The sequence below is a fragment of the Actinotignum sanguinis genome, from assembly GCF_003957255.1.
Classification (GTDB): domain Bacteria; phylum Actinomycetota; class Actinomycetes; order Actinomycetales; family Actinomycetaceae; genus Actinotignum; species Actinotignum sanguinis.
Window position 1 is genome coordinate 18,405 of record NZ_QDIE01000018.1, and the last position, 25,443, is coordinate 43,847.

Sequence of the window (25,443 nt, forward strand, 5' to 3'; positions counted from 1 at the left end):
GGGGCGCCACCCTTGTATTCGGCTGGCCGGTGGGCGCCCGCGGCCCGCGAGGCAGGTCGGCCTTATCCCTCAGCTACTTCAGCTGCCTCCAGCCACTGTTCTTCCAGCTCGTCAAGCTGGCCGCTTGCCTCACTCAGCTCTTTACCGATCCGCGCGAGTTCCTCATAGTCCCCGCTCACCGCGCAAGCGGCACTGCGCTCATCCAGCTTGGTAATCTGCTCCCGCAACCGGCCCATGCGTTTTTCGATGCGTTGTACTTCTTTGCGGGCTTCGCGCTGGAGGGCACTCGCACTTTTTTCAGATCCTGCCCCGGAAGTGGCAGCTGTAGCCCCGGAGTTGCTCACGCCGCCGGCACCTCCGGCGCCCTCACGCTCTTCTCGTTCCTGTTGGCGCAGCCGTAAATACTCATCCACCCCACCCGGCAGGTCCCGCACCTGGCCATCGAGCACCGCGATCTGGCGGTCCGTCATGCGTTCGAGCAGGTAGCGGTCGTGGGAGACCACAATGAGGGTGCCCGGCCAGCCGTCGAGCACGTCCTCCATCGCGGCGAGGGTATCGGTATCCAGGTCATTGGTCGGTTCGTCCAGGAGTAGCACATTCGGTTCGGCCATGAGTAGGCGCATGAATTGCAAGCGGCGCCGCTCCCCACCCGAGAGTTCACTGACCCGCGTCCAGGCACGTTCGCGGGTGAATCCCATCCGCTCGGTCACCTGGCTCGCGGTGAGTTCTTTCTTCCCCACCTGCACGCGAGCTGCGACGTCGTTCACGGCCTCCACCACGCGCAGCTCGGCCACCTCATCGAGTTCGCGGGTGTGCTGGGATAGTTCCGCGAGTTTCAGAGTGGCACCGCGTTTGACGTGGCCGGCCGTGGGCTGGAGCCGACCGGCGATCAGCGCGAGCAGCGAGGATTTCCCGGCACCGTTCGCACCTAGAATCCCCACGCGTTCACCCGGCGCAATCCGCCAGGTCACCCCGCGTAAAATGTCCGGCCCGTTGCCGTAGCGCAGGCTGACATCCTCCAGATTGACCACTTCTTTGCCTAAGCGGGAGGCGGCCATGCGCGTCATTTCCACGGTATCGCGCGGGGCCGGAACGTCCGCGATAAGGCTTTCCGCCGCTTCGATACGGAAGCGCGGCTTGGAGGTGCGGGCCGGGGCGCCGCGCCGCAACCACGCCAGTTCCTTCCGCAAGAGGTTATTGCGTTTTTCTTCGGCGAGCGCGGCCTGGCGTTCGCGTTCGGCGCGCTGGAAAATATAGTCCGAATACCCGCCCTCGTAGGTTTCTACCCGGCCGGGAATCTGCCCGCGCGGGCCTTCCACCCCGGGCACCACTTCCCACAGCCGCGTGGCCACCGCATCCAGGAACCAGCGGTCGTGGGTGACAGCCACGAGTGCCCCGCGCGGGCGCGGCCCACCGAAACGCTCCTTAATATAATTCGCCAGGAAGGTAATTCCTTCAACGTCCAGGTGGTTGGTCGGCTCGTCGAGAATAATAATATTCGCCTCGCGGGTGAGGGTATGGGCCAGGGCTACCCGCCGGCGTTGCCCGCCGGAAAGCTCACGCACCCGCGCCTCGAGGGGAATATCGGGGAGCAGCCCGGCATGCAAACGCCGCACGTGTGCGTCACTGGCCCATTCGTGGCGGGCGGTGCCCGCGTGAATCGCTTCCAGCACCGTGGCATCGGGGAGCTCATCAGCCTGGGTGAGCGTGGCAAATTTTGCGGTATTGGTGGGAATCACCTCGCCGCTGGTGGGCGCGAGCGCCCCGGTGATGAGGCGCAGCAGTGTGGTTTTCCCTCCCCCGTTCGGGCCGACGACGCCTATGCGGCTACCGTCTTCTAAACTCAGGGAAACGTTGCTGAGAATATCGCGACTTCCCAGGCTGACGCCCACGTCATGTACCGAAAGTAAATGTGCCATAGCTGGTGGTCCTTGGAGTGAGGGATTCTAGTTGGCGAGGTCGCGGGCCTGCGCGATCCGCACATAGTCGTCAATGGTGAGGGTTTCCCCGCGTGCCTGGGGCGATACTCCGGCCCGCTCGAGGATAGTTTCGGCCGCAGCCGGGCTGCCGGCCCAGGAGCCCAGGGCACTGCGCAGGGTTTTCCGGCGCTGAGCGAAAGCGGCGTCGATCACCTGAAAAACACGCTCGCGCAGTTCATCGTTACCGGGCGCGGGCCGCAAGCGCAGGTGAACGAGGGCGGAGTCCACATTGGGTTCCGGGTAGAAAACGTGGCGGGAGATTTTCGCACCGCGGCTGGCGTTGCCGTACCATGCGGCTTTCACAGAGGGCACCCCGTAGGTGCGTGACCCGGGTGCTGCGGCCAGGCGGTCGGCCACTTCCAACTGCACCATCACCGTGATGGTCTCCAGGCTGGGCAGGGCTTCCATGAGGGTGAGGAGCACCGGAACCGCCACGTTATAAGGAAGGTTCGCGACCAGAGCGGTGGGGGCGAAGGTCTGCCTGGTACCGGGGCCGGTCTGGCCGGTGCGGAGTGCGGGCGGGCAAGCAAGTTGTTCGGGCTCGGTGATGCTCAGGGCATCCGCGTGCAGCAGCGCGAAATTTTCCGGGGCGCTGTGGCGGCGCGCCACCGTATCGGGGAGCGCGGCGGCCAGGGCGGCGTCGATCTCCACCGCGGATACGTAAGCGCCGCTTTCCAGGAGCGCCAGGGTGAGTGAGCCCAGACCCGGGCCAATTTCGAGGACCTTATCCCCCGGGCCCACCCCGGCTTCCCGCACGATTTTGCGCACGGTGCCGCCATCGTGCACGAAGTTTTGCCCCAGGGTTTTGGTGGGGCGAATATTCAGGGCCGTGCACAGCGCGCGCACGTCCACCGGGGTGAGGAGGGCAGTTCCAGCCGGGGTGCGACCATCCGCGGTATCACCGGCCGGGCCACTACCGGCCGTGCTGTTACCGGGCGAATCCTGTTGAGCAATATGATTGGCGACCACAGATGCAGTGTACCCGGCTAACTCACGTTCTCGGAGCAAGGCCCGGTGGAAAGGGGTGCTTCCCGGACTTACGGGAGACCCTCCCATCTCTCAGCGCTGCAAACGTCGACTCGTACGAAACCGGCGTGGGGAAATTGATGGACTTACACCAAGAGCGTTCATGACCACCAAGATGACAGCCGTCGAAGAAAAAACAATCCAATACAGGTCATGGTTCATTCCAGCTCCGATCATTGTCACAGAGACGATCCAACCAACCACGGCACAGCATATAACTACGATGAATGAGACACCTACCTGTGCGGTACGGATCCTCTTTTTACTCCAACCCAAGTTCCAGTACACAAACTCTTTGAGATCCCGCACAGCGGTTTGTTTCCTGCGCGCCAGGAGAAGCAACACGCTCACTGCCAGGCCCGCCGCTGCCGCCAGGATTACAAGCACAGGTAGTAATACTTCAACAAGGGCTTCACCAATATCTAGTCCGCGGGCGCCTTTCCGGAACCACACGATCATTGTTGCTACTTCACCAAGTAGCGCGCAAAACACTCCGATAAACAGTCCCTCAGCAACGGTTAACCAGCCTAGAAGAGAGATTCGCGGAAGATTCGAGCCACTCCTTCGATTGGCGTAACGAAGCGGAAGGATAAGAAGGAGCGCATAGATAACAGCCCCACAAACAAGTGGGATGCCTGCTAGTAATCGAGGCTGTTCCGCCACTGAAAACAGTGCCGTCGTTACAAGGGCACATGTGAGAAGAATCAGCCCCCATGTTTCTTCCCGAAGAACGGTTGCAAGACATGAGGATGAGGACCAGCCTTGATTTTTGAGAACATTGAATCTGGTTCGTCTCGCAGCAAATTCCACCGCTCCCACCACCGCGATCACGCCGATGATGAGGAAGCCGCCAGCCTGCGCGATGGAGTGCACCAGAGTAGTGAGGAGGCTTGCCATGAAATCCGCCGCTCCTAGCACAACATAGCGATGATCAACCCAGCCAAGCGCTTCCACTTCTTGACGGCCGGTCTCGTTATCGGTTTGGCCCGCAGTTTGCGGTACCCAAATCTTCGCAGTCCCAAGTGACGAGCCCGCCACTACCCTGGCATCTACACCTAAGGACCGGATTCGATCAGCCACTTTACCGATGGCTACTAGCGCATCCTCCCGCGTTAGACCCTCAAGATTCGCGACTCGTACCCTAATGGCGTTGATCGGGAGTTCCCCCGCAAGAGCTTCCGCGCTTCCGTAAGACACCACTGCCGATGGCGGATTCAGCGCAACACCGAGTCCCGAGCGGAGGTGGTCGATGCGTTCGCTTCCCTGCATCAGGTGATTTGAAGAATAAAGTCCGAGCGCTCCGAGAGGATCCGTGCCAGGTATGCCATCCGTTTTTGTTTCCTGCGGAGTAAACTCGCCAACCTCAAAGGGTGCGCCACCATCACGCACAACCGAACCGAGAGAGGTATCTAAGGGAGAGGTCGCACGATACGTGATCTCCGCGCCACGCTCCTGCGGAGTTACTTGCGCGGCTAGAGAACCATACTCATTATAAGAAGTATAGAGGGGAGCAATTCCTACGGGATTCGCCACAAAGCTAGCCCGATATTCCTCGTCAGCCTGAGCTCGCCGCGAAGCTTCATCTTCCGCCACCGTTTCACCCGCAGGAACCGGAGTGAGTTTCGGAGCGAAAACGTTATCGGCAGTAACATAGACACCGTTGGTATAGGTCTCAGTTATTCGCCCGTAAGTTTCCCCTCCCTGTTCTGGAAGAGGCAGCAAAAACGCACGCGAGCCAAAGGGGCCATTGTCATGCGCCAGATCAATGCGTTGCTCGACTGTGCCTACCGTTTTTCCATGCTCGTCGACGCTCTCAATAGCAACAGAAATAGAGATATTCGGTGAGAAATCCTGATTGGCAACGTATCCAAATATCTGAGAATTCATCCCATATGCCCGCCACGGCACCGGGCGGCTACGTTCTGCCATTCCCGGCATTGCAGCGAGCGGCGCAATCACCTCGTTTTCTTCTCCCGATCTTGCTTCCTGTGCCAGAGCAAGGTCTTGCTGAGTAACTACAACGCCGTTGGGAAGAGCCGCGAGGTCATCTGCACTTAGAGGATCTCCAAGGCCCAATTTACGTTCAACTACCTTGTCGAATTCAATGAGAGGATTGAGCCATTCTCCCGACAATCCCAAAAGTTCACGTTCCGATACGGGATCTACTACTGCGACACTGGTTGCCACATCGGGCAGCGCAAAAGCCGTGAGAAGAAGCGAGTTTTCATCCGGGATGGCGATACTTGGATAGTGATACCGGTAGAGCTCTGGCCGCATGGCTATGTGCGACTGAATTCCAGTGGGTTCACCGCCGGTGGGCGTGGGCCGAGCAATGATTCCTGTGGCGTCGAGGTCATATTGCGCCGTCCCTTTATCCAGAACCTTAGTTTCTGACTCAAGCACTTGCCATGTGACACGATAGCTCTTCACAGGCGACTTTTGGAAATCTATTCCATCTGAGGCAATTTGCGGAAGTACCCAAAATCCTTTGTAACTGCCGAGAAAACCGACCGGTGCCGCGACTGACACACTCTCAATTTTTCTCACTTCTTCTAGTATTCGCGATTCCAACTCCGGCAAGGTCTGCGCTGCATAGTTTTGTTCCAGCAGCGTCATTCCGGCTTTATCATGTGAGGAATAGAGGGCTTCGCCTGCCTTTTTATCTGTGACCAGAATGTCGTAACGTCCGCGCCATTCGTCATCCATTTTGGCCCCGGCAAGGGAGTATGCCGTGTGCGAGGCAAAGACCCACGCGAAGCAAAACAGCGCTATGAGCACGTAAACAGAACTGCGCTTCCAACTGGGCCGGAACATTTACAGGCTCACTTTCGTGTCAGCAATTGCTCCAATCACGTCATCGTGAGTGGCGACAAGAATACCGGCTCCCCGCCGTGCCTCCAGCTGTAAAATCTCGGCAACCGTTTGCGCGTTTCCCAGATCAAGCGACGAGGTGGGTTCATCCAAGATCAAGAGATTAGGTTGCTTTGCAAGCGCCCGTGCCAGCGCTACCCGCTGAGCTTCACCACCCGAAATCTTCGCTCCCCGACTATCCGAAATATCTGCAACACCAAGCTTTTCCAGCCATGAGTGTGCAGTAGTCTTATCAACGCCCCCGCACATAACGTTCTTGAGAACAGTAAGGTCGCCTAGTAAAAGCGCTTTCTGGTCCACGTACCCAATATTTGCGCGCCGGATATGTTGCGCTTCGCTTTCACGCAAAAAGCCGAGATCCCTATCGCACCAGGAGACTCTTCCCGAACTGGGAGGCAGCTTTCCATACGCCACATCGAGGACGGTGCTTTTCCCGGAGCCCGAACGACCAACTACCGCCGTAATGCTCCCGGGCTCCACCGAGAAAGTAAGATCATCAAAAATAACCTTATTCGGCTTTCCCGATACCGAATACACCAAGCTCACAGCTTCAAAACTTATAAGGGTCTTACAATCCATTTTTACCGCCTCCCTTCGAACATCTACTTACAGAGCCTGCGATCTCCTACAATGCATCTATACTCGGCTGTGTCACGCCCACACAATTAAGAAGAAATACACAAGAATGAGAATCACGGCCGCCACCGCCGCGATCAGTAGGGCACGTGCGCGGCGTTGCTGCCGGCCAGCTGCGCCACGGGAACCAGAAGAACGCCCCGTATCCTCAGAACCCCGTGACTCCCCCGACTCCTCGGCGAGGAATTTACCCCACACCAACCCAGCACCCACCAGGATCACAAATTGAATAATCCAGGCGTACCAGGGTAGACCCACCGACCGCAGCCCAACCATCGACATAAGTGTCATCCCGCCGGCCAGCACCGTGCTTCTCACCACACTCATGACGTAACTGTATACCCGGATAGTCACGTTTATTAAGATTCGGGCGCTGCATGCGAACCGATGACGAACTCCGAACGCGAATTTTCTCTAAGCAGCTCAGTTATCTGCCTCTGATCCCGTAATTGCCCTCCAGCGACAGCGAAACACATGTCTGCTAGTGCGTCGTCGTTCACCACCAATTCGAAGCCGAACTCGTTGAGGATCGCTTCGCATAGCAGCGCCCCGAGCCGCTTATTTCCGTCAAAAAGCGGATGCTGGGTTTCTACTTCCAGCAAGATTTTCGCGGATTTTTCGTGCGGACTCGGGTACAGTTCCACCCCGTAAATTTTCCCGAAAGCACCCTGAAAGCAGGAGCGCAGCCCGGACCGGGAGCGCATATAAAACCCACGCCGCGTCACCCAGCTTTCCACCGAAAATTCATTGAGCCGCATCAGTTTCCCAAACGATCCATCGCGGTAGCACGCTTGGAATACAGCGCATCAAGCTGGTCAGGTACCTCAAGCTCACTGCAAAGAGCCGCCAGACTTTCGCGTAAAACCTGTTCCTTACTCATGCCGTAGCGAGCCGCGGTATCGGCAATATCGCGCGCGAGTTTTTCACTAATTGTTATCGTGGCGCTCATAATCATGAGCGTATAAGCGCCGCAACGCGAGCGCAATACCGCGATTGGGTGACCGCGGTTGCGTAACGGATCAGGGCTGCAGGCTTAGCGCTGCAGGCTTAGTACCACCCGCGGGAATTAGAGTGCCCGAGCGCGGCGCAGGGGCTGCCGTAGCGGCCTTCGATATAGCCCAGGCCCCAGCGGATTTGGGTGGCCGGGTTGGTCTGCCAATCAGCTCCGGCCGAAGCCATCTTGGAGCCGGGCAGCGCCTGCGGAATACCGTAGGCACCCGAGGAGCTATTTTCCGCCAGATGATTCCAATTCGATTCCCGATTCCACAGCGTCACCAGGCAGGAGAACTGATCCTGCCCCCAACCGTAGGCGGAGAGCATACCCGAGGCGATTTCCTGGGCGGTACCGGCCGGAACCACACTGGCTACCGCAGCCGCTCCGCTCCCATCAGCACCTGCGCCCGCCACGGCGGCGGCGCTTTCCGAGGTCCCCACCTTGACCACTTCATCCACGCGGGCCTGCTTGACCGCGGAGAAAGTCAGAGTGCGAGCAACTTCCTTGCCGTTTTCCACCCGGATTTCATAGGTATTGGCAGAAATGCCATCCTTACCTTCCGTTTCCACCTTGGTGGTGCCTTTGGCGAGTGCGGCGTCGTCCACCTTGGTGGAGCCGTGCGCATCCACCACTTCTTCGGTGACCACGCGCGTTTCCACCCGAGTAATCGTGACCTTCGAGCCCGGGACAACCGGCGCGGCGAGGCTCTGCGAAACAACATCATCCCCGGATACCGTAATCCCGGCTTCTTGCAGCGCATCCCCGAGGGTGCCTGCCGTGGTGGTGAGGGTACGTTCTTCGCCCTCAAAATTAACGGTGAAAGAGTATTCGGATACCGTGGCTCCCGCGGTGCGAGCCACCGGGAAACCATCCGCATAAGCATTGGCGGGCATAGACATATGCGACATCAGGCCAATACCGCTACCGGCCAGTAGCACAGCACCGAGCGCGGCAACCCCGCGCCGGCTGAGCGGGAACGAATTGAGCTGGGCGTTCGCGGCGGTATCCTCCACGGCGGCGGGTGCCTGGAAAGCGGTGCCGGTGGCCTGCGGCCGAGTGGCCAGCGCGGCCTGAACGGCCTCATTCACCGCGCCGCGTTCCATCATGAGAGCCCGCGACCGCGGACCCGGGGTACGAACCTCAGCCCGAACGAATTGCTCGAGTCCCATTCCCTGTGCGCTGTGACGCCCCACTAAACTTCCTCCGTTGCTTGCGCGAGTACCCTCCGGCCCCGCTTTTATAACGAAACTATATCGAGTGTAACCATTTCGTAACATTCGGACAATGATTCGGAGGGAAAAGCTCGCTTTTCTTGAGATTTTTAGGAGCGCTCAAATGGTCAGTACGTGACTTTCCCGCGGATTCTCAGGGTTTTTACGCGTATCGCACGACGGCGCCGCCAGCCGCCACATCGTAATCTGAGCGTTATTTCACACAACTGAAGAAGGCTGAAGAACCCCGTTCGGGGAGACAAAGCTAACGCACCCCCAGCGCGGGCGTTACATCGATTACATTTAAGGCTATGAGCACTCAATATCCCGGATACGCACAGCAGCCTGTCCCTCCGAGCTATCCCATCCCCTCCGCACCGAAGCGCGGCACCGGCGCGCTGCGCGGCCTGGCGGCTCTTACCACCGCACTGAGCATCGCTCTTATTATCTTGTGCTTCACACCGGCCCTAGCCCGGGGTGAGGATAATGCCTCTATTATTGGGCTGGCGAATCCGGGTGGCGTGTGGCTGCCGGTGCTTGTGTACGGCTGCGGTGTTCTTCTGGCGCTGCTAGCGGGAGTGCTAGGTTTGTTCACCACTGGCCGGGCAGCCCAAGCCTTTTCTTGGTTGGCACCGCTGGGCGGTGCGATCACCCTGGGCGGGCTCGTAGCGCTTTCCCTGGATAGTTCGGTCGGCGCTCTTCGCGAATTCGGGGCGCAGTACACCGCGCTCTTCTGGGTGACCGGCGCACTGGCCTTGATTCTGGCGCTAGCCGGCATCGCGCAGGGAGTGGCCGCAGGAACAGCCGCGAAGAAATCCGCGTACCCCGCGTACCCGGGCTACCCGAACTATCCCGGTTACCCCAGCCCGGCATCGCAACAGACGTATGGCCAGGGCTACCAGGGCTACCCGGGGCGGGGTTATCCCGGTCAGGCCGGCCCCGCAGGCCAGGGTTACCCGGCCCAAAGCGCACCTATGCAGGGCTATCCCCAAGGTTACGGCCAGAGCTATCCGGGCCAATCTCAATATCAAAGCCAGCCAGCTTATCAGGGGCAAACCCAGCCGTACCGGCAGGCATATGCGCAGCCCGGGCAGAACTATGGCCAGCCAGCTGCCCAAACCGAGCCTTCCGGCCAGACTCCCGAATCTGAAAGCCCCCAGAGCTAGGCGCAGAGCAGAGCTCGGGGCAGCCGCTAGCTAGACTGCGCCCAGTTCCCCGTACACTGCCCGGGTGTTTTCCAGGAGCTGGGCGCACCACTGCGCTTCAGCCAGTTCGCGCAGCTCAGCTCCGAAACGCACCGTCCACGCCATCACGTAGGGGGCGTTTGGGTGGCCGCGCCACGGAACCGGCGTCAGGTAGGGTGCGTCTGTTTCCGCGAGGATGAGCGCGGGATCAAAAGCGTGGAAAGCAGCGCGGAGCTCATCATTGGCAGGGTAGGTTATTTGCCCGCCAAAACTTCCGTACCAGCCTTCGCGGTTACACAGCTCGGCAAGCGCGGCGTCGCCGGAAAACGCGTGGAAAACCACCCGGCTCGGGGCACCGTCACGGCGCAGCACCTCCACGCAATCGGCGTGGGCCTCGCGGTCGTGAATCTGAACGGGCAGGTCAAGCTCGCGCGCGAGGGCAAGATGAGCGCGGAACGCCTCAATTTGCGCGGCGCGGCCCTCCTCAGAAGTACGGTAATAGTCGAGTCCCGTCTCCCCAATAGCAACGACGGCCTTCGAGCGGGCCGCCTCTGCCACCCGGTCGATGGCCTCCTCCAGACTGAGGGAATGGTGCGCGGCGAGCTCCTGCGCTAAACCATCCGGGCCCGTCGCGGTGATTCCGCGATGCCGGGCAGCTTCATTGGGGTGAATAGCAAGGGCTGCGGAAAAGTGGACCGGGTCCGCTTCAGCCACCGCCACCGTGGGCAGAAGGTCCGGGACCTCACACGCACAGGTAATGGCGTGGCACACCCCGGCAGCCTCCATGGCGGCAGCTTCCTCATTCGGCAGCATCCGCCCGCGCGGCGGGGTAAGCGCAGCATCCGAGTGACCTGCCTGCGCTGCCCCCGCCGGCACCCAAATATGGGTGTGGTTATCCACCACCGGACCGGCGAGCTTTTCCGGGAGATCGGGCAGGTACCAGCGGCGGGCCCGCTTTTTCTCCTTCGCGGAGAGCGCCGCGAATTCCTCCGGCGCTAATTCGTTGCGCACGGCGCCATTCGGAACCGCTCCATTCGGGACCGCGTCACGCGCCGCGCCGTCCCGTACCGATTCATTGCGCACGCTTTAGGCCTCACCGAAGCCGAGGCGCTCCAGCTCTTCATCAACCACGCTGGCATCCAGCTTGGTGAACACCGGGGACGGCTTGGCAATCGGGGTACCGACCTGCACCTCCACCCGCTCCCACGGGTGCGGATTAGAATAATCCCCGGTAATAATCGGGTAGGGCTTACCTGAATCGATGTCGGTAACCTCCTCCAGGCGCGGCATCGGGGCAATATCACCGGCCCCGCCCAGCACCCGATCCACCGCGTTCGAAGAATGCGGGAGGAATACGCTCATCATGGTATTGAGATCGGAGACCGCCTGGATGAGGGTGTGGAGCACCGTGCCCAAGCGTTCACGCTGGGAAGGATCCTTCATCTTGAAGGGTTCGGTAGCGGAAACGTACCCGTTTGCCTCCCCCACCAGACGCATAATTTCCGTGAGCGCAGCGCGCTGGCGGTGCGCGGCAATGGAATTACCCACGGTGGCGAAACCGGCTTCCACCGTATCCAGGAGCTCCCGATCCACCGCCTCAAGCGGCCCGGCCGCCGGAATTTCCCCGAAGTTCTTGGCGATCATGGCCGCGGTGCGATTAACGAGGTTCCCCCATCCGGCCACCAACTCAGAATTATTGCGCCGCACAAATTCCGCCCAGGTGAAATCAGCGTCGGAGGTTTCCGGGCCGGCAATGGAAATAAAGTAGCGCAGCGCATCGGGCTGGTAGCGCGAGAGCACGTCGCGCACGTAAATCACCACGCCCTTAGAAGAGGAGAATTTCTTTCCTTCCATGGTCAGGAATTCGGAAGCCACCACCTGGGTGGGCAGGTTGAGCTGCCCTAAATCACCGGGCTGGCCGCCCCGGCTTCCTTCCCCGTTATAGGCGAGGAGTTCGGCCGGCCAGATCTGGGAATGGAAAACAATATTATCCTTCCCCATAAAGTAATAGGAGCGGGCCTCCGCATCATTCCACCAGGCACGCCAATCTTCCCGGCTTCCGGTTCCCGCGGCTTCACGCCGGCGGGCCCATTCAATAGAGGCGGAAAGGTAGCCGATAACGGCGTCGAACCACACGTACAGGCGCTTGGAGGGTTGGTCTTCCCAGCCGGGGACCGGAATGCCCCAGGTAATATCCCGGCTCATCGCGCGCGGGCGCACATCCTCGAGGAGGTGCTTGGAGAATGAAATAACATTCGGGCGCCACTGCCCGGATTCTTCCACCTCATCAAGCCACTGCCCCAGGCGCTCCGCCAGCGCCGGCAAATCCAAGAAATAATGCTCGGTTTCCCGGAATTGGGGTGTTTTCCCGGAAACCTTGGATACCGGGTCAATAAGATCTTGCGGATCGAGTTGGTTACCGCAATAATCGCATTGGTCCCCGCGGGCCGGGCTGTAGCCGCACAGCGGGCAGGTGCCTTCGATATAGCGGTCCGGGAGGGTGTTACCGGTTTCCGGATCGATAGCGACCGGCGTGGACTGCACCACCATATAGCCGTTATCGCGGCACACCTCAAACATTTGCTGCACAACCCGCTCGTGATTAACGGTGGTGGTGCGGGTGAAAAGATCATAGGAAAGCCCCAGAGCCACGAGGTCCTCCACAATAATGCGATTATTGCGGTCCGCGAGTTCTTCCGGGGTGATTCCCTCCGCGTCAGCCGAAACCAAAATAGGGGTACCGTGCTCATCGGTGCCGGAGACCATCAGCACATCCTCCCCCACCATGCGCATGTAGCGGGAGAACACATCCGAGGGAACACCGAATCCAGCAACGTGACCAATATGGCGCGGGCCGTTGGCATACGGCCAGGCAACAGCGGAGAGAATATGAGTCATAGCCACCATTCTACTAGCGCGCCCGCTAGCGTGCCCGCATCCCCGCGCCTAAACTATAAGGGCGCGGTTTCGCCACAGCGATTGACCATCCGGCCGCCGCGCACCGCGTGATGACCCGCTTCATCAGGAGGATGACTATGGATGAGACCCGCGCACTCATCATTGTTGATGTGCAACCCACATTCTGCGAAGGCGGCAGCCTCGGGGTGGATGGCGGTAATGCCGTTGCCGAACGTATTGCCGATTTCGTCACTGATAACGCCGAAGAATACGCTCTTATCGCCACCACCCAGGATTGGCATATCGATCCGGGCCCGCATTTCTCCGAGAATCCGGATTTTGTGGATAGCTGGCCGCCTCACGGCGTGGCCGATACCCCGGAGGCAGAGCTGCACGAATCCATCGCGGCTCTCCCCATTGATGTGCAGTTCAAGAAGGGCCAGTACGCTTCGGGCTATTCCGGTTTCGAGGGTACCGATCCGCAGGGTAACCTCCTCGAGGACGTGCTGCGCACCGCCGAGGTCACGGATGTGGACGTGGTAGGCATCGCCGAATCGCATTGCGTGCGCGCCACCGCGATCGACGCGGTCCGTAACGGTTTCCGCACCCGCGTTTTTTCCGACCTCACCGTACCGACCTCCCCGGAACTCGGGGCCGCGGCTCGCGTGGAGATGGACGAAGCGGGCGTGGAGCAGCTGCAATCCGCGGATGCTTTCGGTTTTTACGAAGAGTCCGAGGTTCCGGACGAATTCGACGATCCGTACGACGACGCCGCAGCTGCCGAAGCGGAACTCGAAAACCTCGATGAGGATTACGAGCTCTACGAGGATGATGATTTTGACGACTACGCCGAGGAGGATGAAAATATCGACTTTTCGGATGAGGTCAATGAGGCTGATTTCGATTTCTCCGATATCGACTACCGCCCTGGAATGGACTCCGCGAAGTAAAGCGGGTTCCGGCTCCGGCTCGCAACCACGCTAGACCGAGCGCCAGAAGTCTTTGACCAGCTCCTCGCGGTTAGCCACCTGGCTTTTCTTGAGGATATTGTGCACGTGCACCTTCACCGTGGAGGGAGACAGATACAGCTCCGTGGAAATCTGGGTATTTGTTTTCCCGCGCATGAGGTAGCCGAGCACTTCTTCTTCGCGTTTCGATAGCCCGCGTGCCTGGGAATAGAACATCAGGGAGGATTCGATGAAATCCTCCTCCAGGTGATTGACTGTTTCCGGGGGCCGGTCGAAATGGATACGCAGCACCCGCACCCCGAAACGCATCACGTGGATCACCCAGCAGATGTACATGAGGTTTTCCAGGAAATTGCGTTCGGGAAGGAAGGCAAGTGCGGAAGCGCTATGCGCCTGGGGAGCCACGAGGAAAATAAAGGTGATATTCCAGGCGAAAGTCCCCAGTACGGTAACCCAGGTGGTGACGTACAGCCAGCGGTGGCGGCGCTGGCGAATTTTCTCCACCCCGGTGGTGGCGCGTAGGTAGTTCCATGTTGCCATGCTAAGGATCCCGATGACCACGATGCCGCGCACGGAGAAGAACACAAACTCCCGCCAGGCCGGGTTGGTGATCATTAACGCGCCGGCGCTCCCCACGATGAAAATCCCGGCCGGGATAAGAGCGCTGCGCCACTCCACTTTCGCTTCCGGTTCCGTCATGAAGGTGGCGTAGGTCAGCCAGATGAGGCCCATGAGCAGCGCGCCCAGGGTGATTGATTCTACGGGCGCGGTGATGTGGTAAACGCTGTCAATATTGCGCGGATGGGTGAAGTCCGTGCGGGCCACGGTTGCGACGTCGAAAAAATAGGTGAGGAAAAGAGCGGCGCAACACAAAAACATGCGACGGCGCGAAACGAGGTAACACGCAAGCGCCGTCGCTGAACCCATGAGGATGAAAAGCCCTACCACCCAGGTGTAATAAAACAGCCCTATCGTCATCGCATAGCTCCGTTGCGTTCCCCACGCGATCCCGCCGCGGTTACCCGTCTCGGTTTTCCGCCTCGGGATCACGGGCGCGAGTTCCCCGCGCCGTACTGTCATATTATAAAAGCATTAATCGCCACTGCCAGAATTCCGGGCGAGTGGAATGCACGCGGCGGCCCCGGCGGTACCAAGCCCGCCGGAGCCGCGCGTTTCGGCTAGTGATAGCCGTATTCTTCGCGCCTATGCGCCGTAGATGAGCACCTGGGCCACGCAGGCCGCCCCGCCGAAGCCGAGTACGAAGAGCACCATCGGCCACACGAAGCGGAACCAATGCTGATACTTCATATCGAGCATCTGCAGCGTTGCCATAACCAGACCCGTCGGTGCCAGGAAGAGCATCGCGTACTGACCCCATTGATACGCACATACGATGATCCACCGCGGGATACCCACGGCATCGGCCAGCGGCGCCATGATCGGCATGGCCAGCACGGCCAAACCGGAGGAGGACGGCACCACGAAACCGAGCACGAAGAAGATCAGCAGCATAATGATGATGAAGAGCGGGCCGGACATCCCCGACACCAGGTTCGTTGCCGAATGGAGCAGGGAATCGGAAATCAGCCCGTCGTTCATCACGATATTGATGCCGCGCGCCAGCCCGATGATCAGCGAAACACCCACGAGGCTGGAGGAGCCTTCGATAAAAGCGTCCGTTAGTTGCTTCTCATTGAGCCGGTCCTTCCCGAAGAGGGAAATCGCCATAACCGCGATGGTGATGGTGAGGAAGGAGGCCGCCATGGTCGGGAACCACCAGCCCATCGCCATCACGCCCCAGACCATAATCGGGAAGGCGGAAACGAAGAGCACGAGGATGAGTTTCTTCTGCCAGTTGAAGGCCGGCACATCATCCGAGTGGGTGGTCATCGCCCACTGTTTCTCGAAAGCTTCGTGATCTTCGTACACATAGGACTTCGTAAAGTCCTTCTTAATCATTTTCGCGTAGCGGTGCAGGTACCACACCACCACAATGGCGCCGACGATACACCCGCCCACGCGCCAGATAATGCCGTCCGTGAAGGGAATGCCGGCAGCATTGGAGGCAATCACCACGGAGAAGGGATTGATCGTGGAGAACGTGGTTCCCATGGACCCGGCCAGGAAGATCGCGCCCACGCAGATAATCGAGTCGTATCCCATCGCCAGGAATATTGGCACGAGGATCGGGTAGAAGGCCACCGCTTCTTCTTCCAGGCCGCACAGCGATCCGCCCACCACCATAAAGACGGAAACCGCAAAGACCAGGAGGAATTCGTGCCCCTTAGTTTTCTTCGTCAGCGCGATGAGCCCTGACTCAAAGGCACCTGTTTTTCTCACCACCCCGATGAGGCCCCCGAGCACGAAGATAAAGACCATAATGTCTACCGCTTCGATCGTGCCGTGCACCATGGCGACCGGAATATCGGAAACACTGGCCGGGTTCTGCTCGAGGGACTCATAGGACCCGGGCACGGAAATCGGCTTGTTGAGCGCCCCGGAAGTGAACTGGGCGATATCAATATCCATCCCCAATTCGCTCAGGGTTTCCTGGGTACCCGGGTATTCGGTGGTATCCCCGTGTGGGCTGAGCACGGAGAACGTGCCGGTATCGGAACTGTAGCTCAGCTTGGCGTAGGAACCGGCCGGCACCAGCCACGTGGCGATAGCCGCCACGATGGTTAGGAAGAAGAGAATCGTGAAAGCGCCCGGGATGGTAATACCGCGCCGCTTCTTGCGTGTCTTTTTCGCACCGGAATCGCCGTCACCGGGCGCGCCACTGCCTGCGGTTACGGCTTCGCTTTCGTTATCCGCGACGACGACGCCCGCAGCGTCCTCCCGGCCGCTGCGGTGTTCGCGCCCGTCCGGGGCGAGGTTGTTATCCATGCCGCCGGCCCCATTGCCGGCTGTGGCATCGTTTGTGCGTGTTGTCATGATGGTAGTCCTTCGGGCTTAGGCGGTGATCGCGGTGCCACTCTCCCCGGAAATACCCTGTTCGGCCTTTTCCAGAGAGGTAATAATGGCGCGTTTGCCAGCCGCGCCGTCCACGAATTCGAGGCACGCTTCCACCTTGGGCAGCATGGATCCGGGGGCGAACTGCTCCTCCTCGATGTACTGGCGGGCCTCACGCACCGTCATCTCGCGCACATCGCGCTGCGTGGGTTTATTGAAATCAATGGCGACCACGTCCACGGCGGTGAGGATGAGGAGAGTATCGGCGTCGACCTCCCGCGCGAGCAGCGCGGCGGTGCGATCCTTATCGATGACGGCCGCAACTCCGCGGTATCCCGAACCGTCCTTGACCACCGGGATGCCGCCACCACCGGCCGCGATCACGATGGTTCCCGCATCGATAAGCGAGCTGATAACATCGCGTTCCACGATGGAGACGGGGAGCGGGGAGGCCACCACCCAGCGCCAGCCGCGCCCGGCATCCTCCACGTACTTGTTTCCGGTTTCCTCCATGAGGGCCCGGGCTTGTTCTTCGGTGAAGAAGGCCCCGACCGGCTTGGTCGGGCGGCCAAAAGCGGGATCTGCGGCGTCGACCTCAGTCTGGGTGACCACCGAAATAACGAGGCGGGCAAGCTGCCGCGCCGCGAGTTCAGCTTCGATGGCCTGCTGGAGGTGGTAACCGATATAGCCCTGGGACATGGCGCCGCATTCAGCGAAAGGAATCGACGGTGTTTCCCCGGCGGCCGCGGAATTATCGGTCGCAACCTTGATCATGCCCACCTGCGGGCCGTTTCCGTGGGTGACAACGACGTCATTGCCGGCTGCCACCAAATCCACGATGGAACGTGCGGTTTCCTTAATGAGTTCCAGTTGCTGCTCCGGGGTTTTCCCGAGTGCATTGCCGCCCAGCGCAACCACAATTTTTTCGCCGGCGGTCTGTGTATGTTCCTGTGTCATAATTCAGTCCTTATTTTGCGCGCGGGCGACGCGCCGCGGTGCGGCCCTGCTACCTGCGGCCAGCTCCCCGGCACGTCGCCCGCGCTTATCTCGGCACGGCCGCGCGGGCGCGTGCCTGTACCCCCTAGGAGAGGGTTGCGTACATAACGGCCTTAATGGTGTGCATGCGGTTCTCCGCTTCGTCAAAGACGCGCGAACGCGGCCCTTCGAAGACCCGGTCTTCCACTTCCATTTCCGTCACCCCGAACTTCTTGGCGATCTCCGCGCCGATGGTGGTGTTGGTGTCGTGGAAGGAGGGCAGGCAGTGCATGAAGATCGCTTCCGGATCTGCCTTGTCCATGAGTTCCTGGGTGACGCGGTAGGCTTCCAGCTCGGCAATACGCGAGGCCCACACCTCGTCCGGTTCGCCCATGGACACCCAGATATCGGTGTAGAGCACGTGGGCGCCGGTGGCGGCCGCCGCAGCATCTTCGGTGAGCGTCACGCTGCCACCGGATTCCGCCGCGAGTTCCTTGCAGGTATCCACCAGCCACTCTTCAGGCATGCGATCCTTCGGGCCGCAGGCCACGAAGTTGAGGCCCAGCTTGGAGCAGACCACCATGAGCGAGTTTGCCACGTTATTGCGCGCGTCCCCGAAGAACACGAACTTCTTGCCCTTGATGCCGTCCTCGAAGTTTTCCTGCACGGTGAGGATATCGGCGAGCATCTGGGTGGGGTGGAAGAGGTCGGTCAGGCCATTCCATACCGGCACGCCGGCCTTGGCGCCCATTTCCTCCACGAGTTCCTGGGAGAAGCCGCGGTATTCGATACCGTCGTACATGCGGCCGAGCACCCGGGCGGTATCCTCAATGGATTCCTTCTTGCCCATCTGGGAGCTGCCCGGATCCAGGTAGGTCACGCCCATGCCCAGGTCCATGCCGGCCACTTCGAAGGAGCAGCGGGTGCGGGTGGAGGTCTTTTCGAAGAGCAGCACAATATTCTTGCCTTCGAGGTAGCGGTGCGGGGTACCGCTGAGCTTGAGTTCCTTGAACTGCGCGGACAGACGCAGCAGGTAGCGGATTTCATCGGGCGTAAAATCGAGCAGCTTGAGGAAATTGCGTCCGCGGATATTGACAGCCATTGTCGTTCCTTTCCTAGCGCGGTCCGTGGTCCCGTTCGGGCAGACCGGCCAGCGGTAACGGGGTCATCTTCGGCCCCTGGGATCACTGTTGGCTGTCCAACCCGTACCCGCCTCGCGGCGAGAGGATCATGTCCCGGCCCCGGTTCCCCGGGGGTTGTTTTTACTGTGCATGATCTGGGTCACGTGCGCTAGGAAAGCGTGGGTGGAGTGCGGGTGGAACGTGGTTTAGCTGCGTTTTTTCGGCACTAAACCCCACTAAACCCGCGTATTTTCGCGCTTTATTCGCCCTCGCTGAGCGCGGCGCGGTAGAGCTCATTCGTGCGCAATCCGGTGCGAGCGGCCACGAAAGCGGCGGCATCTTTGCGGCGCAGGCCGAGCTGACACAGCTGGGCGACATCGCCCACGGCCCGCGTGCGCGCCCGTTCTTCCCTCTCAGTCACGCTACTTCCGGTAACGACGACGACGATCTCCCCGAGCGCCCCATCCGCGAAACGCCGCGCGAGTTCGGCCAGGGGCCCGCGCACAATTTCCTCGTGCGTCTTGGTGAGTTCGCGGCATACCGCGGCTTCGCGCCCACCGCCGAACGCGGTGACGAAATTGGCGAGGGTGGCCCCGAGGCGGCGCGGGGATTCGAAGAAAATCATGGTGCGCTCTTCACTGGCCAGGGCCGCGAGCGCGGCGGCTTGTTCCCCGGTTTTGCGCGGGAGGAATCCTTCGAAAGTAAAACGGTCGGTGGGAAGGCCGCTCGCGACAAGCGCGGTGAGCGGGGCGGAGGGGCCCGGAACCACCGTCACCGGAATACCGGCTTCGCGGGCGCGCACGACCAGGCGGAAACCGGGGTCGGAAACGGCGGGCATTCCCGCATCGCTGACCATGAGAACCCGAGCGCCGGCGCGAGCCAGGTCAATGAGGTGGGCGCCGCGTTCGGCTTCATTATGTTCGTAATAGGAGAGCACCTGGGCGTTCACCTCGATGCCGAGGCGCGCGGCGAGCTGGTAAAAACGGCGGGTATCTTCCGCGGCCACGGTATCGGCCCGCGCAATTTCGGCGCGCAGGCGCGGCGAGGCATCGGCGTCGTTTCCAATGGGGGTGGCGGCAAGAACAATTCCCGCGTGTTGACCTGTGCTCATTCTGCTATTCTGCCACGCGCAGCACTACGGCGCGGGCGCCTAGTTATCGATAGAATCCGCACGTGAGCGAAAAACGAAGCGAACCCATCGGGCGCCTCCCGCGCGAGTGCGCGGAGCGCTATGAAGACGAGCTGCGCGGCCGGCTCGGGCTGGCCCCGCGCGGATTAGAGTGGCTCACCCGCGCCGAAAAACGCCTGGGGTGGTGGGTGACCGGAGCGGTGACGCTTATCGCCGCGTTGACCAGGTTCTTCCGCCTGGGCTTCCCCGACCGCCTCATGTTCGACGAAACCTACTACGTCAAAGGCGCGAATTCGCTGCTGCGCCTGGGCTACGAAGTGGATTGGCAGGGCGGCACGGAGTTCGACGCCGCTTTCGCCACCGGCGACTTCTCCCATACCTCACCGGCCGGCGACTACGTGGTTCATCCTCCGCTCGGGAAATGGATCATGGCGGTCGGCCAGGCCATTTTCGGGGAAACTTCCCCCTTCGGCTGGCGCTTTATGGTGGCGCTGGCCGGCACGCTCGCGGTGGCGCTGCTGGTTCGCATCGCCCTGCGCCTCTTCCTCAACCCGTGGCTGGCCGGGGTGGCCGGGATCGCGATGGCCCTGGACGGCATGGGGATCACCATCTCCCGTATCGGGATCCTCGATAACCTCCTGGCTTTCTTTGTGCTGGCTGGATTCTGGGCGCTGCTGCGGGATCGCGATTGGACCCGGGAGCGCCTAGCCCACCGGGTCGCTACCGGGCCGGTGCGCGCGGACGGGCGCCCGGTTGCCTGGGGCCCGCGGGTGTGGTGGCGCCCGTGGATGCTGGCCACCGGGGTATTCCTCGGGCTGGCCTGCGGGGTGAAATGGTCCGGGATTTACGCCGTGGCGGTTTTCGGCCTGGTGGCCTTCGCCTGGGGCATGGCCGCCCGCCACGCGGTGGGGCTGCGGCTGTGGGTAGGTGCCGCGGTTTTCCAGGAGGGAATCCCCGCTTTTATACACCTGGTTCCCACCGCCGCGGCCACGTACGTGGCCTCCTGGTTCTCCTGGTTCCGCGATAGCCGGTCCTGGGGGCACGGCTGGGCGGCCGGCGTACGCGAAAGTACCCCCGAGGCTCTCCCCTTCCCCTGGCTCCCCAATTCTTTCAACGACCTGGCGCATTATCACAGCCAAATGTGGGACTTCCACAACGGGCTCTCCACCCCGCACACCTACCAATCCTCGGTCTGGCAGTGGTTTGCGCAGTGGCGCCCGGTCTCTTTCTGGTGGCCGAGCTCCGAAGAAATGGCCGGGCAGTGCCCGAGCGGCGAGCGTTGCGTGCAAGCGGTCACGTCGGTGGGTAATCCGGTGGTGTGGTGGCTGGCGCTCCTCGCCCTTGCCGTGGTGCTCTGGGTGGCCTTCACCCGTTTCGACTGGCGCGCCTGGGCGATTCTGAGCGGCTATCTTGCCATGGCCGCGCCGTGGTCACTGTATATGGACCGCACCATTTTCCAGTTCTACGCCATCGCTTTCCTCCCCTTCGTGGCCCTCGCCCTCACCTACGGCATCGGCTATATCACCGGCGCGCTCGGTGCCCCGCACGCGCGCGGATGCGGGAGCGTGCGCGCGGATTTATACGACGACGGCGCCTGGGGCCACGCGGACTTCGCCTGGGATAAGCCGGTTGGGATATGCGCCTCTCCAGTGCGGTGGTGGCGATGCCGGATAGGCCGCCGCACGCTGACGGCGTGCGGCGTCGTCGTCGTTCTTATTGTGCTGGCGGCACTGTTCTGGTACCCGATCTGGACCGGGCAAACCGTTTCCTATGAGTTTTGGCGCCTGCACATGTGGCTACCTTCGTGGATTTAGCGCGGGTGGGCACGGCGCAAGCGCGCACCTGGCGATGCTCGCATTTTCGGACAACGTTCAGAAACTTTCCAGAATCGGCGGGCATGCTACCCGATGTGACCGGACCACCGCGGCGGCCGTGGCGGCGGCTAGGTGCGGAGTGAGGAAAGGACGTTTCACATGACAGATGAGTGGCGTAATGACGCGGGCGAACCGGGCGCGCAGCAGCCGAATGCGAACCATGCCGGCCCGGGTCAATCGCACGTGAATCCGAGCCAGCCCGGTGCAAACCAAGGCGGCGGCGCGCAAAGTGCGTGGGCGCAGGCTGGCAGCTCGCAAGGTGCGTGGACGCAGGCCGGCGGCGCGCAATCGACTAGCTACACGAATGCGTACCACTACCCCAGCGCTCCCTCCGCAGGGTATGCCTCCGCGCAGCCGCCCTATCCGAGTGGCTACCCCGGCGCCTCCCAGCAGCAGTACGGATACGGCTACGGCTACGGCGGGCAATTCGGTGCCGGAACGCAATTCGGAGCGGCACCGCAATTCGGCGGCGCACCACAATTCGGGGCAGCGCCGGTCAAGCGGCGTTCAAAAGGAACCACCGCCATTCTTGTCATTATCGGTATGGTGGTCGCGCTGCTCGTGGGCACCGGAGTGGGGTATTTCGGCCTGGCTCCCGAACCGCAGGCGAGCTCACCTTCCGTCAAAGACCCCTTTAGTTTCCAATACAATGACGGACTGACCGCCCCGAACGACGGACGCCAGCAGGGCGGGGCGGAACCGTATATGCCGATCCCGCGGGATTTCCCCACCCAGCTGCCGGGCGGCAACCACGGTGCGGACGGGCCTATTGACCGGGGCGAAAAAGTTAGCCCGGCGGGTGTGGCCATTATTAATGCGCGGATGGGTTCCGGCATGGGGGCCGGCAGCGGGATTGTCCTCACGGCGGACGGCCAGGTGCTCACGAATTACCACGTGGTTATGGGATCGGATGCCATCCAGGTCGAGATCCCGGCAACCGGGAAAACCTATGCGGCCAGTGTTATCGGGCATGACGAGAAGCGCGACGTCGCCCTTTTGCAGCTCAAGGACGCTTCCGGGCTCACTCCGGCAAAAATTGCCAGCACCCCGGCTAAGCAGGGCGATAAAGTGAGCGCGGTGGGCAACGGGCGCGGCCAGGGCTATCTCACTGAAATTAAAGGCGAGGTGACCGGGCTGGGAATGGACGTGCGGGTGGCCACTGAGGATGGCCTGAGCTTTGACACCCTCAAGGATATGATCGTCACCGATGCCGATGTGGTTCCTGGTTATTCAGGTGGACCGATGATGAACGCCCAAGGCGAAGTGGTGGGGATGAATAGCGCGGCCTCGCAGGGCACCACGTCTGCCCAGGTGTACGGCTTTGCTATTCCTATCGAGCGCGCTCTGTCCATCGTGGAGCAGATCCGCGCCGGGAAGAGCGACGATAACGTAACCGTGGGTAAGAATGCCGCCCTCGGGATTACCGTGGGGCTCAGTGAGCAAAGCCGCGTGACCGTGCTGGCCGTTGGTCCGAATTCCGGGGCGGCGAAAGCCGGTGTGAAGGAAGGCGATACGATTCTGAGCCTGGATGGGCAATCGGTTTCCAGCCCCGCCCAGGTCGCCAAGCAGGTACGCACCCACAAGGTAGGCGACACCATCACCCTGGAAATTTCGCGTGGCGGCGGTGCCCCGCAAACCATTGAGGTAACGCTAGGCGAATCGCCGGTGAACTAAACGGTCGGAGGCACCTTGAAGCCGCACTCCGCATAAAAGTGGACCACCGGACGCGGACGGAATACCAGAAGGGGACCTGAACAGCTGAGCTGTCCGGGTCCCCTTCGGTGTTCCACATGGAGCGGCAGGCCGCTCCGGTCCTTCAAGACGCGGGTGTGTTCAGGCCCGCGGCCTTGGAGCCTTTACTTCGAGGCGAGGCGGGCGCCTTCCACGAGCGTTTCGAGCTTCGCCCAGGCGATAGACGGGTAGATGCGCCCGCCCAGGCCACAATCGGTCGAGGCGATCACGCGTTCGGCACCCACCAGCGAGGTGAAATGCTCGATGCGCTGCGCCACCAGCTCGGGATGCTCCACCACATTCGTGGAGTGGGAGACGACGCCCGGGATGAGTACCTTGTCATCCGGCAGGGCAATATCTTCCCAAATCTTCCATTCGTGGGCGTGGCGGGCATTGCCCGCTTCGAAAGTCAGGCCGCGGGCCTTCACCTTCAAACACAGATCCACGATATCCCGGAAGGGAATATCGGTGGTGTGCGGGCCGTGCCAGGATCCCCAGCATACGTGCAGGCGCACAAGATCCGGGTCGATGCCTTCCAGGGCGTAGTTGATCGCTTCAATACGGCGAGCCACCCAGGTGCGGTAATCGGCAACGGCCGGTTCCGGATTGACCTGGTCCCAGCCTTCAGCCAGCGAAGGATCGTCAATCTGGACGGTCAGGCCGGCATCGGTGATGATCTTGTATTCCTCGTGGAGGGCATCGGCCATCGCGGTGAGGACTTCATCTTCCGACTTGTAATGCGTATTGGAAATACGTGCCGCGGACCCGGGAGACAGCGCCGCGATAAACCCGGAGGATGCATCAAGACCATTGGCCTTGAGTGCCTTGAGGGTAAGGTCGACGTCGCGCTGGGTTTGTTCGGCACCGATGTAGGTCACGGGGCCGGTGATGGTGGGCATGGCCACTTCCTGGCGCTTGGCCTGGTGAATTCCCGACTCCGGATCCGTGTAGGCATCCTTGAAACGCTGCCAATCCCGGCGCTCATCGAAGGGAACGAGCTCGACCGCTCCCCCGCCCGCGGTAGCGGCCGCGTGGAATTCGTTATCCGTGAATTCCAGCCCGCCCAGGCGCGAGAATGAGTACCACCACCAGGAACCGTAATTAGTTACTTCGGTCATGACGTGGCCGTATTCGCCGTCGTTAATAATATCGAGGCCGATATCCTTCTGGCGCGCAACAACGCCAGCAACTTCTGCGTCGAGCTTTTCTTTGAATTCGGCGTCGCTAATCTGGCCGTTTTGGTGTGCTTCGTTGGTCGCGCGCAGCGAATCGGTGCGCGGAAGGGAGCCGACATGAGTGGTCTTGATCTTCGTCATTATAAAGTCCTTTGTACTGGGTGTGGTGATGGAGATCGGTCCGACTCAGCGTATCCCATCAACGATACGACGCCGCAGCGGCGGGTGCTCAGTGAGACGTAACGGACCGGGGCGAGACGTCCTCGCGCGCGGAATCGCCCGAAGGCCAAGTGGAATCCGCGCTAGCCCAGCATTCGCATTCGGGCGGCGGGCATCGTCATGGCAGAGCGAGGATCATTGAGAACCATGGTGCATCCTTTCCGTCCGAATCGGAGCGCCGGGGCCGTGCCGCCGGCGTTACTTTGAGGTGGTGCCCCTTGTGGGCGCCTACCTCCAGTAGCCTAGAGGGAATTATTAAGCCACGTCAACTTGTTGCCCACTATATGAGATAAGAGTTCTTAGACCGGATAGTGCAAGGGCAGCGCAAGGGCAGCACAACAAAAACAGAATGGGCCCGGGTAAAAACCCGGACGGGTAAATAGACAGAAATGGTTGCTAATACCCAGACTTTCCCTCGCTATACCAACACAAAGTCCGGGTCGTTGAGCTTTCCGGCCTCAATAGCCTTGCATACTTGACAAACACCGGGATATCCACAT

At 60.9% G+C, this 25,443-nt stretch carries 20 protein-coding genes; 4 read left to right on the top strand and 16 right to left on the bottom strand.

Features of this window, described 5'->3' with window-relative positions; genetic code table 11:
- Nucleotides 1-62 precede the first annotated feature (62 nt).
- The 8 genes from DDD64_RS05670 to DDD64_RS05705 all read right to left on the bottom strand — a co-directional run bounded on the left by DDD64_RS05670 (nucleotide 63) and on the right by DDD64_RS05705 (nucleotide 8,699).
- Nucleotides 63-1,919, bottom strand: coding sequence for an ABC-F family ATP-binding cassette domain-containing protein (locus tag DDD64_RS05670; RefSeq protein ID WP_126135431.1), 1,857 nt, complete (start codon nucleotides 1,917-1,919; stop codon nucleotides 63-65).
- A 27-nt stretch (nucleotides 1,920-1,946) separates the two neighbouring features.
- The gene (gene rsmA / locus DDD64_RS05675; RefSeq protein ID WP_407706479.1) at nucleotides 1,947-2,948 is read right to left on the bottom strand and encodes a 16S rRNA (adenine(1518)-N(6)/adenine(1519)-N(6))-dimethyltransferase RsmA; all 1,002 of its coding nucleotides are present in this window, start codon (nucleotides 2,946-2,948) and stop codon (nucleotides 1,947-1,949) included.
- Between the two features lie 90 nt (nucleotides 2,949-3,038).
- Nucleotides 3,039-5,711, bottom strand: coding sequence for a hypothetical protein (locus tag DDD64_RS05680; protein WP_126135432.1), 2,673 nt, complete (start codon nucleotides 5,709-5,711; stop codon nucleotides 3,039-3,041).
- 108 nt (nucleotides 5,712-5,819) lie between these two features.
- Entirely contained in the window at nucleotides 5,820-6,455 is a 636-nt protein-coding gene (locus DDD64_RS05685) for an ABC transporter ATP-binding protein (protein WP_126135433.1), read from the bottom strand.
- Between the two features lie 72 nt (nucleotides 6,456-6,527).
- Entirely contained in the window at nucleotides 6,528-6,839 is a 312-nt protein-coding gene (locus DDD64_RS05690; RefSeq protein WP_126135434.1) for a hypothetical protein, read from the bottom strand.
- A gap of 32 nt (nucleotides 6,840-6,871) precedes the next feature.
- Entirely contained in the window at nucleotides 6,872-7,270 is a 399-nt protein-coding gene (locus DDD64_RS05695) for a Fic family protein (protein ID WP_126135435.1), read from the bottom strand.
- Nucleotides 7,270-7,461, bottom strand: coding sequence for a hypothetical protein (locus DDD64_RS05700; protein WP_126135436.1), 192 nt, complete (start codon nucleotides 7,459-7,461; stop codon nucleotides 7,270-7,272). The genes DDD64_RS05695 and DDD64_RS05700 overlap by 1 nt, the downstream gene beginning before the upstream one ends.
- Nucleotides 7,462-7,559: 98 nt before the next feature.
- Entirely contained in the window at nucleotides 7,560-8,699 is a 1,140-nt protein-coding gene (locus tag DDD64_RS05705; protein WP_126135437.1) for a resuscitation-promoting factor, read from the bottom strand.
- Between the two features lie 329 nt (nucleotides 8,700-9,028).
- Between DDD64_RS05705 and DDD64_RS05710 the strand changes: the two genes are divergently transcribed.
- Complete coding sequence (locus DDD64_RS05710) at nucleotides 9,029-9,883, top strand: hypothetical protein (protein ID WP_126135438.1); 855 nt, start codon at nucleotides 9,029-9,031, stop codon at nucleotides 9,881-9,883.
- Between the two features lie 30 nt (nucleotides 9,884-9,913).
- On the opposite strand, the gene DDD64_RS05715 is transcribed toward DDD64_RS05710, so the two are convergent.
- Both DDD64_RS05715 and metG read right to left on the bottom strand, forming a co-directional pair.
- Complete coding sequence (locus DDD64_RS05715; RefSeq protein ID WP_126135449.1) at nucleotides 9,914-10,912, bottom strand: TatD family hydrolase; 999 nt, start codon at nucleotides 10,910-10,912, stop codon at nucleotides 9,914-9,916.
- Nucleotides 10,913-10,987: 75 nt separating this feature from the next.
- Nucleotides 10,988-12,799, bottom strand: a complete 1,812-nt coding sequence (metG, locus tag DDD64_RS05720; RefSeq protein WP_126135439.1) for a methionine--tRNA ligase — start codon at nucleotides 12,797-12,799, stop codon at nucleotides 10,988-10,990.
- A gap of 137 nt (nucleotides 12,800-12,936) precedes the next feature.
- On the opposite strand from metG, the gene DDD64_RS05725 reads away from it, so the two are divergent.
- Nucleotides 12,937-13,749: an isochorismatase family protein gene (locus DDD64_RS05725; protein ID WP_126135440.1), complete on the top strand. Its 813-nt coding sequence runs from the start codon at nucleotides 12,937-12,939 to the stop codon at nucleotides 13,747-13,749.
- Nucleotides 13,750-13,779: 30 nt separating this feature from the next.
- Here DDD64_RS05725 and DDD64_RS05730 read toward each other — a convergent pair whose 3' ends face one another.
- From DDD64_RS05730 to rsmI, 5 genes are all read right to left on the bottom strand, one after another.
- Nucleotides 13,780-14,745 carry a helix-turn-helix transcriptional regulator gene (locus DDD64_RS05730; protein ID WP_164545932.1) on the bottom strand — a complete coding sequence of 322 codons (966 nt, stop codon included), beginning with the start codon at nucleotides 14,743-14,745 and terminating at the stop codon, nucleotides 13,780-13,782.
- 225 nt (nucleotides 14,746-14,970) lie between these two features.
- Nucleotides 14,971-16,701 (bottom strand): YfcC family protein, encoded by a 1,731-nt coding sequence (locus tag DDD64_RS05735; RefSeq protein WP_126135442.1) that lies wholly within the window; start codon nucleotides 16,699-16,701, stop codon nucleotides 14,971-14,973.
- Nucleotides 16,702-16,719: 18 nt separating this feature from the next.
- A complete protein-coding gene (gene arcC / locus DDD64_RS05740) occupies nucleotides 16,720-17,676 on the bottom strand; it encodes a carbamate kinase (RefSeq protein ID WP_126135443.1) in 957 nt (318 codons plus the stop codon).
- Nucleotides 17,677-17,800: 124 nt separating this feature from the next.
- Entirely contained in the window at nucleotides 17,801-18,796 is a 996-nt protein-coding gene (argF, locus tag DDD64_RS05745; RefSeq protein WP_016443245.1) for an ornithine carbamoyltransferase, read from the bottom strand.
- 278 nt (nucleotides 18,797-19,074) lie between these two features.
- Nucleotides 19,075-19,926: a 16S rRNA (cytidine(1402)-2'-O)-methyltransferase gene (rsmI, locus tag DDD64_RS05750; RefSeq protein ID WP_126135444.1), complete on the bottom strand. Its 852-nt coding sequence runs from the start codon at nucleotides 19,924-19,926 to the stop codon at nucleotides 19,075-19,077.
- A 62-nt stretch (nucleotides 19,927-19,988) separates the two neighbouring features.
- Between rsmI and DDD64_RS05755 the strand changes: the two genes are divergently transcribed.
- Entirely contained in the window at nucleotides 19,989-21,758 is a 1,770-nt protein-coding gene (locus DDD64_RS05755) for a dolichyl-phosphate-mannose--protein mannosyltransferase (RefSeq protein ID WP_126135445.1), read from the top strand.
- A 159-nt stretch (nucleotides 21,759-21,917) separates the two neighbouring features.
- A complete protein-coding gene (locus DDD64_RS05760; protein WP_126135446.1) occupies nucleotides 21,918-23,492 on the top strand; it encodes a S1C family serine protease in 1,575 nt (524 codons plus the stop codon).
- Between the two features lie 182 nt (nucleotides 23,493-23,674).
- Here DDD64_RS05760 and DDD64_RS05765 read toward each other — a convergent pair whose 3' ends face one another.
- The gene (locus DDD64_RS05765) at nucleotides 23,675-24,865 is read right to left on the bottom strand and encodes a cobalamin-independent methionine synthase II family protein (protein WP_126135447.1); all 1,191 of its coding nucleotides are present in this window, start codon (nucleotides 24,863-24,865) and stop codon (nucleotides 23,675-23,677) included.
- Nucleotides 24,866-25,443 lie beyond the last annotated feature (578 nt).

Excerpts from the sequence above, each read along its gene's own strand:
- DDD64_RS05695 (WP_126135435.1), bottom strand. The coding sequence starts at position 7,270 with ATGCGGCTCAATGAATTTTCGGTGGAAAGCTGGGTGACGCGGCGTGGG.
- DDD64_RS05710 (WP_126135438.1), top strand. The coding sequence starts at position 9,029 with ATGAGCACTCAATATCCCGGATACGCACAGCAGCCTGTCCCTCCGAGC.
- metG (WP_126135439.1), bottom strand. The coding sequence starts at position 12,799 with ATGACTCATATTCTCTCCGCTGTTGCCTGGCCGTATGCCAACGGCCCG.
- DDD64_RS05735 (WP_126135442.1), bottom strand. The coding sequence starts at position 16,701 with ATGACAACACGCACAAACGATGCCACAGCCGGCAATGGGGCCGGCGGC.
- DDD64_RS05730 (WP_164545932.1), bottom strand. The coding sequence starts at position 14,745 with ATGACGATAGGGCTGTTTTATTACACCTGGGTGGTAGGGCTTTTCATC.
- DDD64_RS05765 (WP_126135447.1), bottom strand. The coding sequence starts at position 24,865 with ATGACGAAGATCAAGACCACTCATGTCGGCTCCCTTCCGCGCACCGAT.
- DDD64_RS05685 (WP_126135433.1), bottom strand. The coding sequence starts at position 6,455 with ATGGATTGTAAGACCCTTATAAGTTTTGAAGCTGTGAGCTTGGTGTAT.
- DDD64_RS05725 (WP_126135440.1), top strand. The coding sequence starts at position 12,937 with ATGGATGAGACCCGCGCACTCATCATTGTTGATGTGCAACCCACATTC.
- DDD64_RS05760 (WP_126135446.1), top strand. The coding sequence starts at position 21,918 with ATGACAGATGAGTGGCGTAATGACGCGGGCGAACCGGGCGCGCAGCAG.
- DDD64_RS05690 (WP_126135434.1), bottom strand. The coding sequence starts at position 6,839 with ATGAGTGTGGTGAGAAGCACGGTGCTGGCCGGCGGGATGACACTTATG.
- DDD64_RS05670 (WP_126135431.1), bottom strand. The coding sequence starts at position 1,919 with ATGGCACATTTACTTTCGGTACATGACGTGGGCGTCAGCCTGGGAAGT.
- DDD64_RS05700 (WP_126135436.1), bottom strand. The coding sequence starts at position 7,461 with ATGAGCGCCACGATAACAATTAGTGAAAAACTCGCGCGCGATATTGCC.
- rsmI (WP_126135444.1), bottom strand. The coding sequence starts at position 19,926 with ATGAGCACAGGTCAACACGCGGGAATTGTTCTTGCCGCCACCCCCATT.
- arcC (WP_126135443.1), bottom strand. The coding sequence starts at position 17,676 with ATGACACAGGAACATACACAGACCGCCGGCGAAAAAATTGTGGTTGCG.
- DDD64_RS05680 (WP_126135432.1), bottom strand. The coding sequence starts at position 5,711 with ATGGATGACGAATGGCGCGGACGTTACGACATTCTGGTCACAGATAAA.
- argF (WP_016443245.1), bottom strand. The coding sequence starts at position 18,796 with ATGGCTGTCAATATCCGCGGACGCAATTTCCTCAAGCTGCTCGATTTT.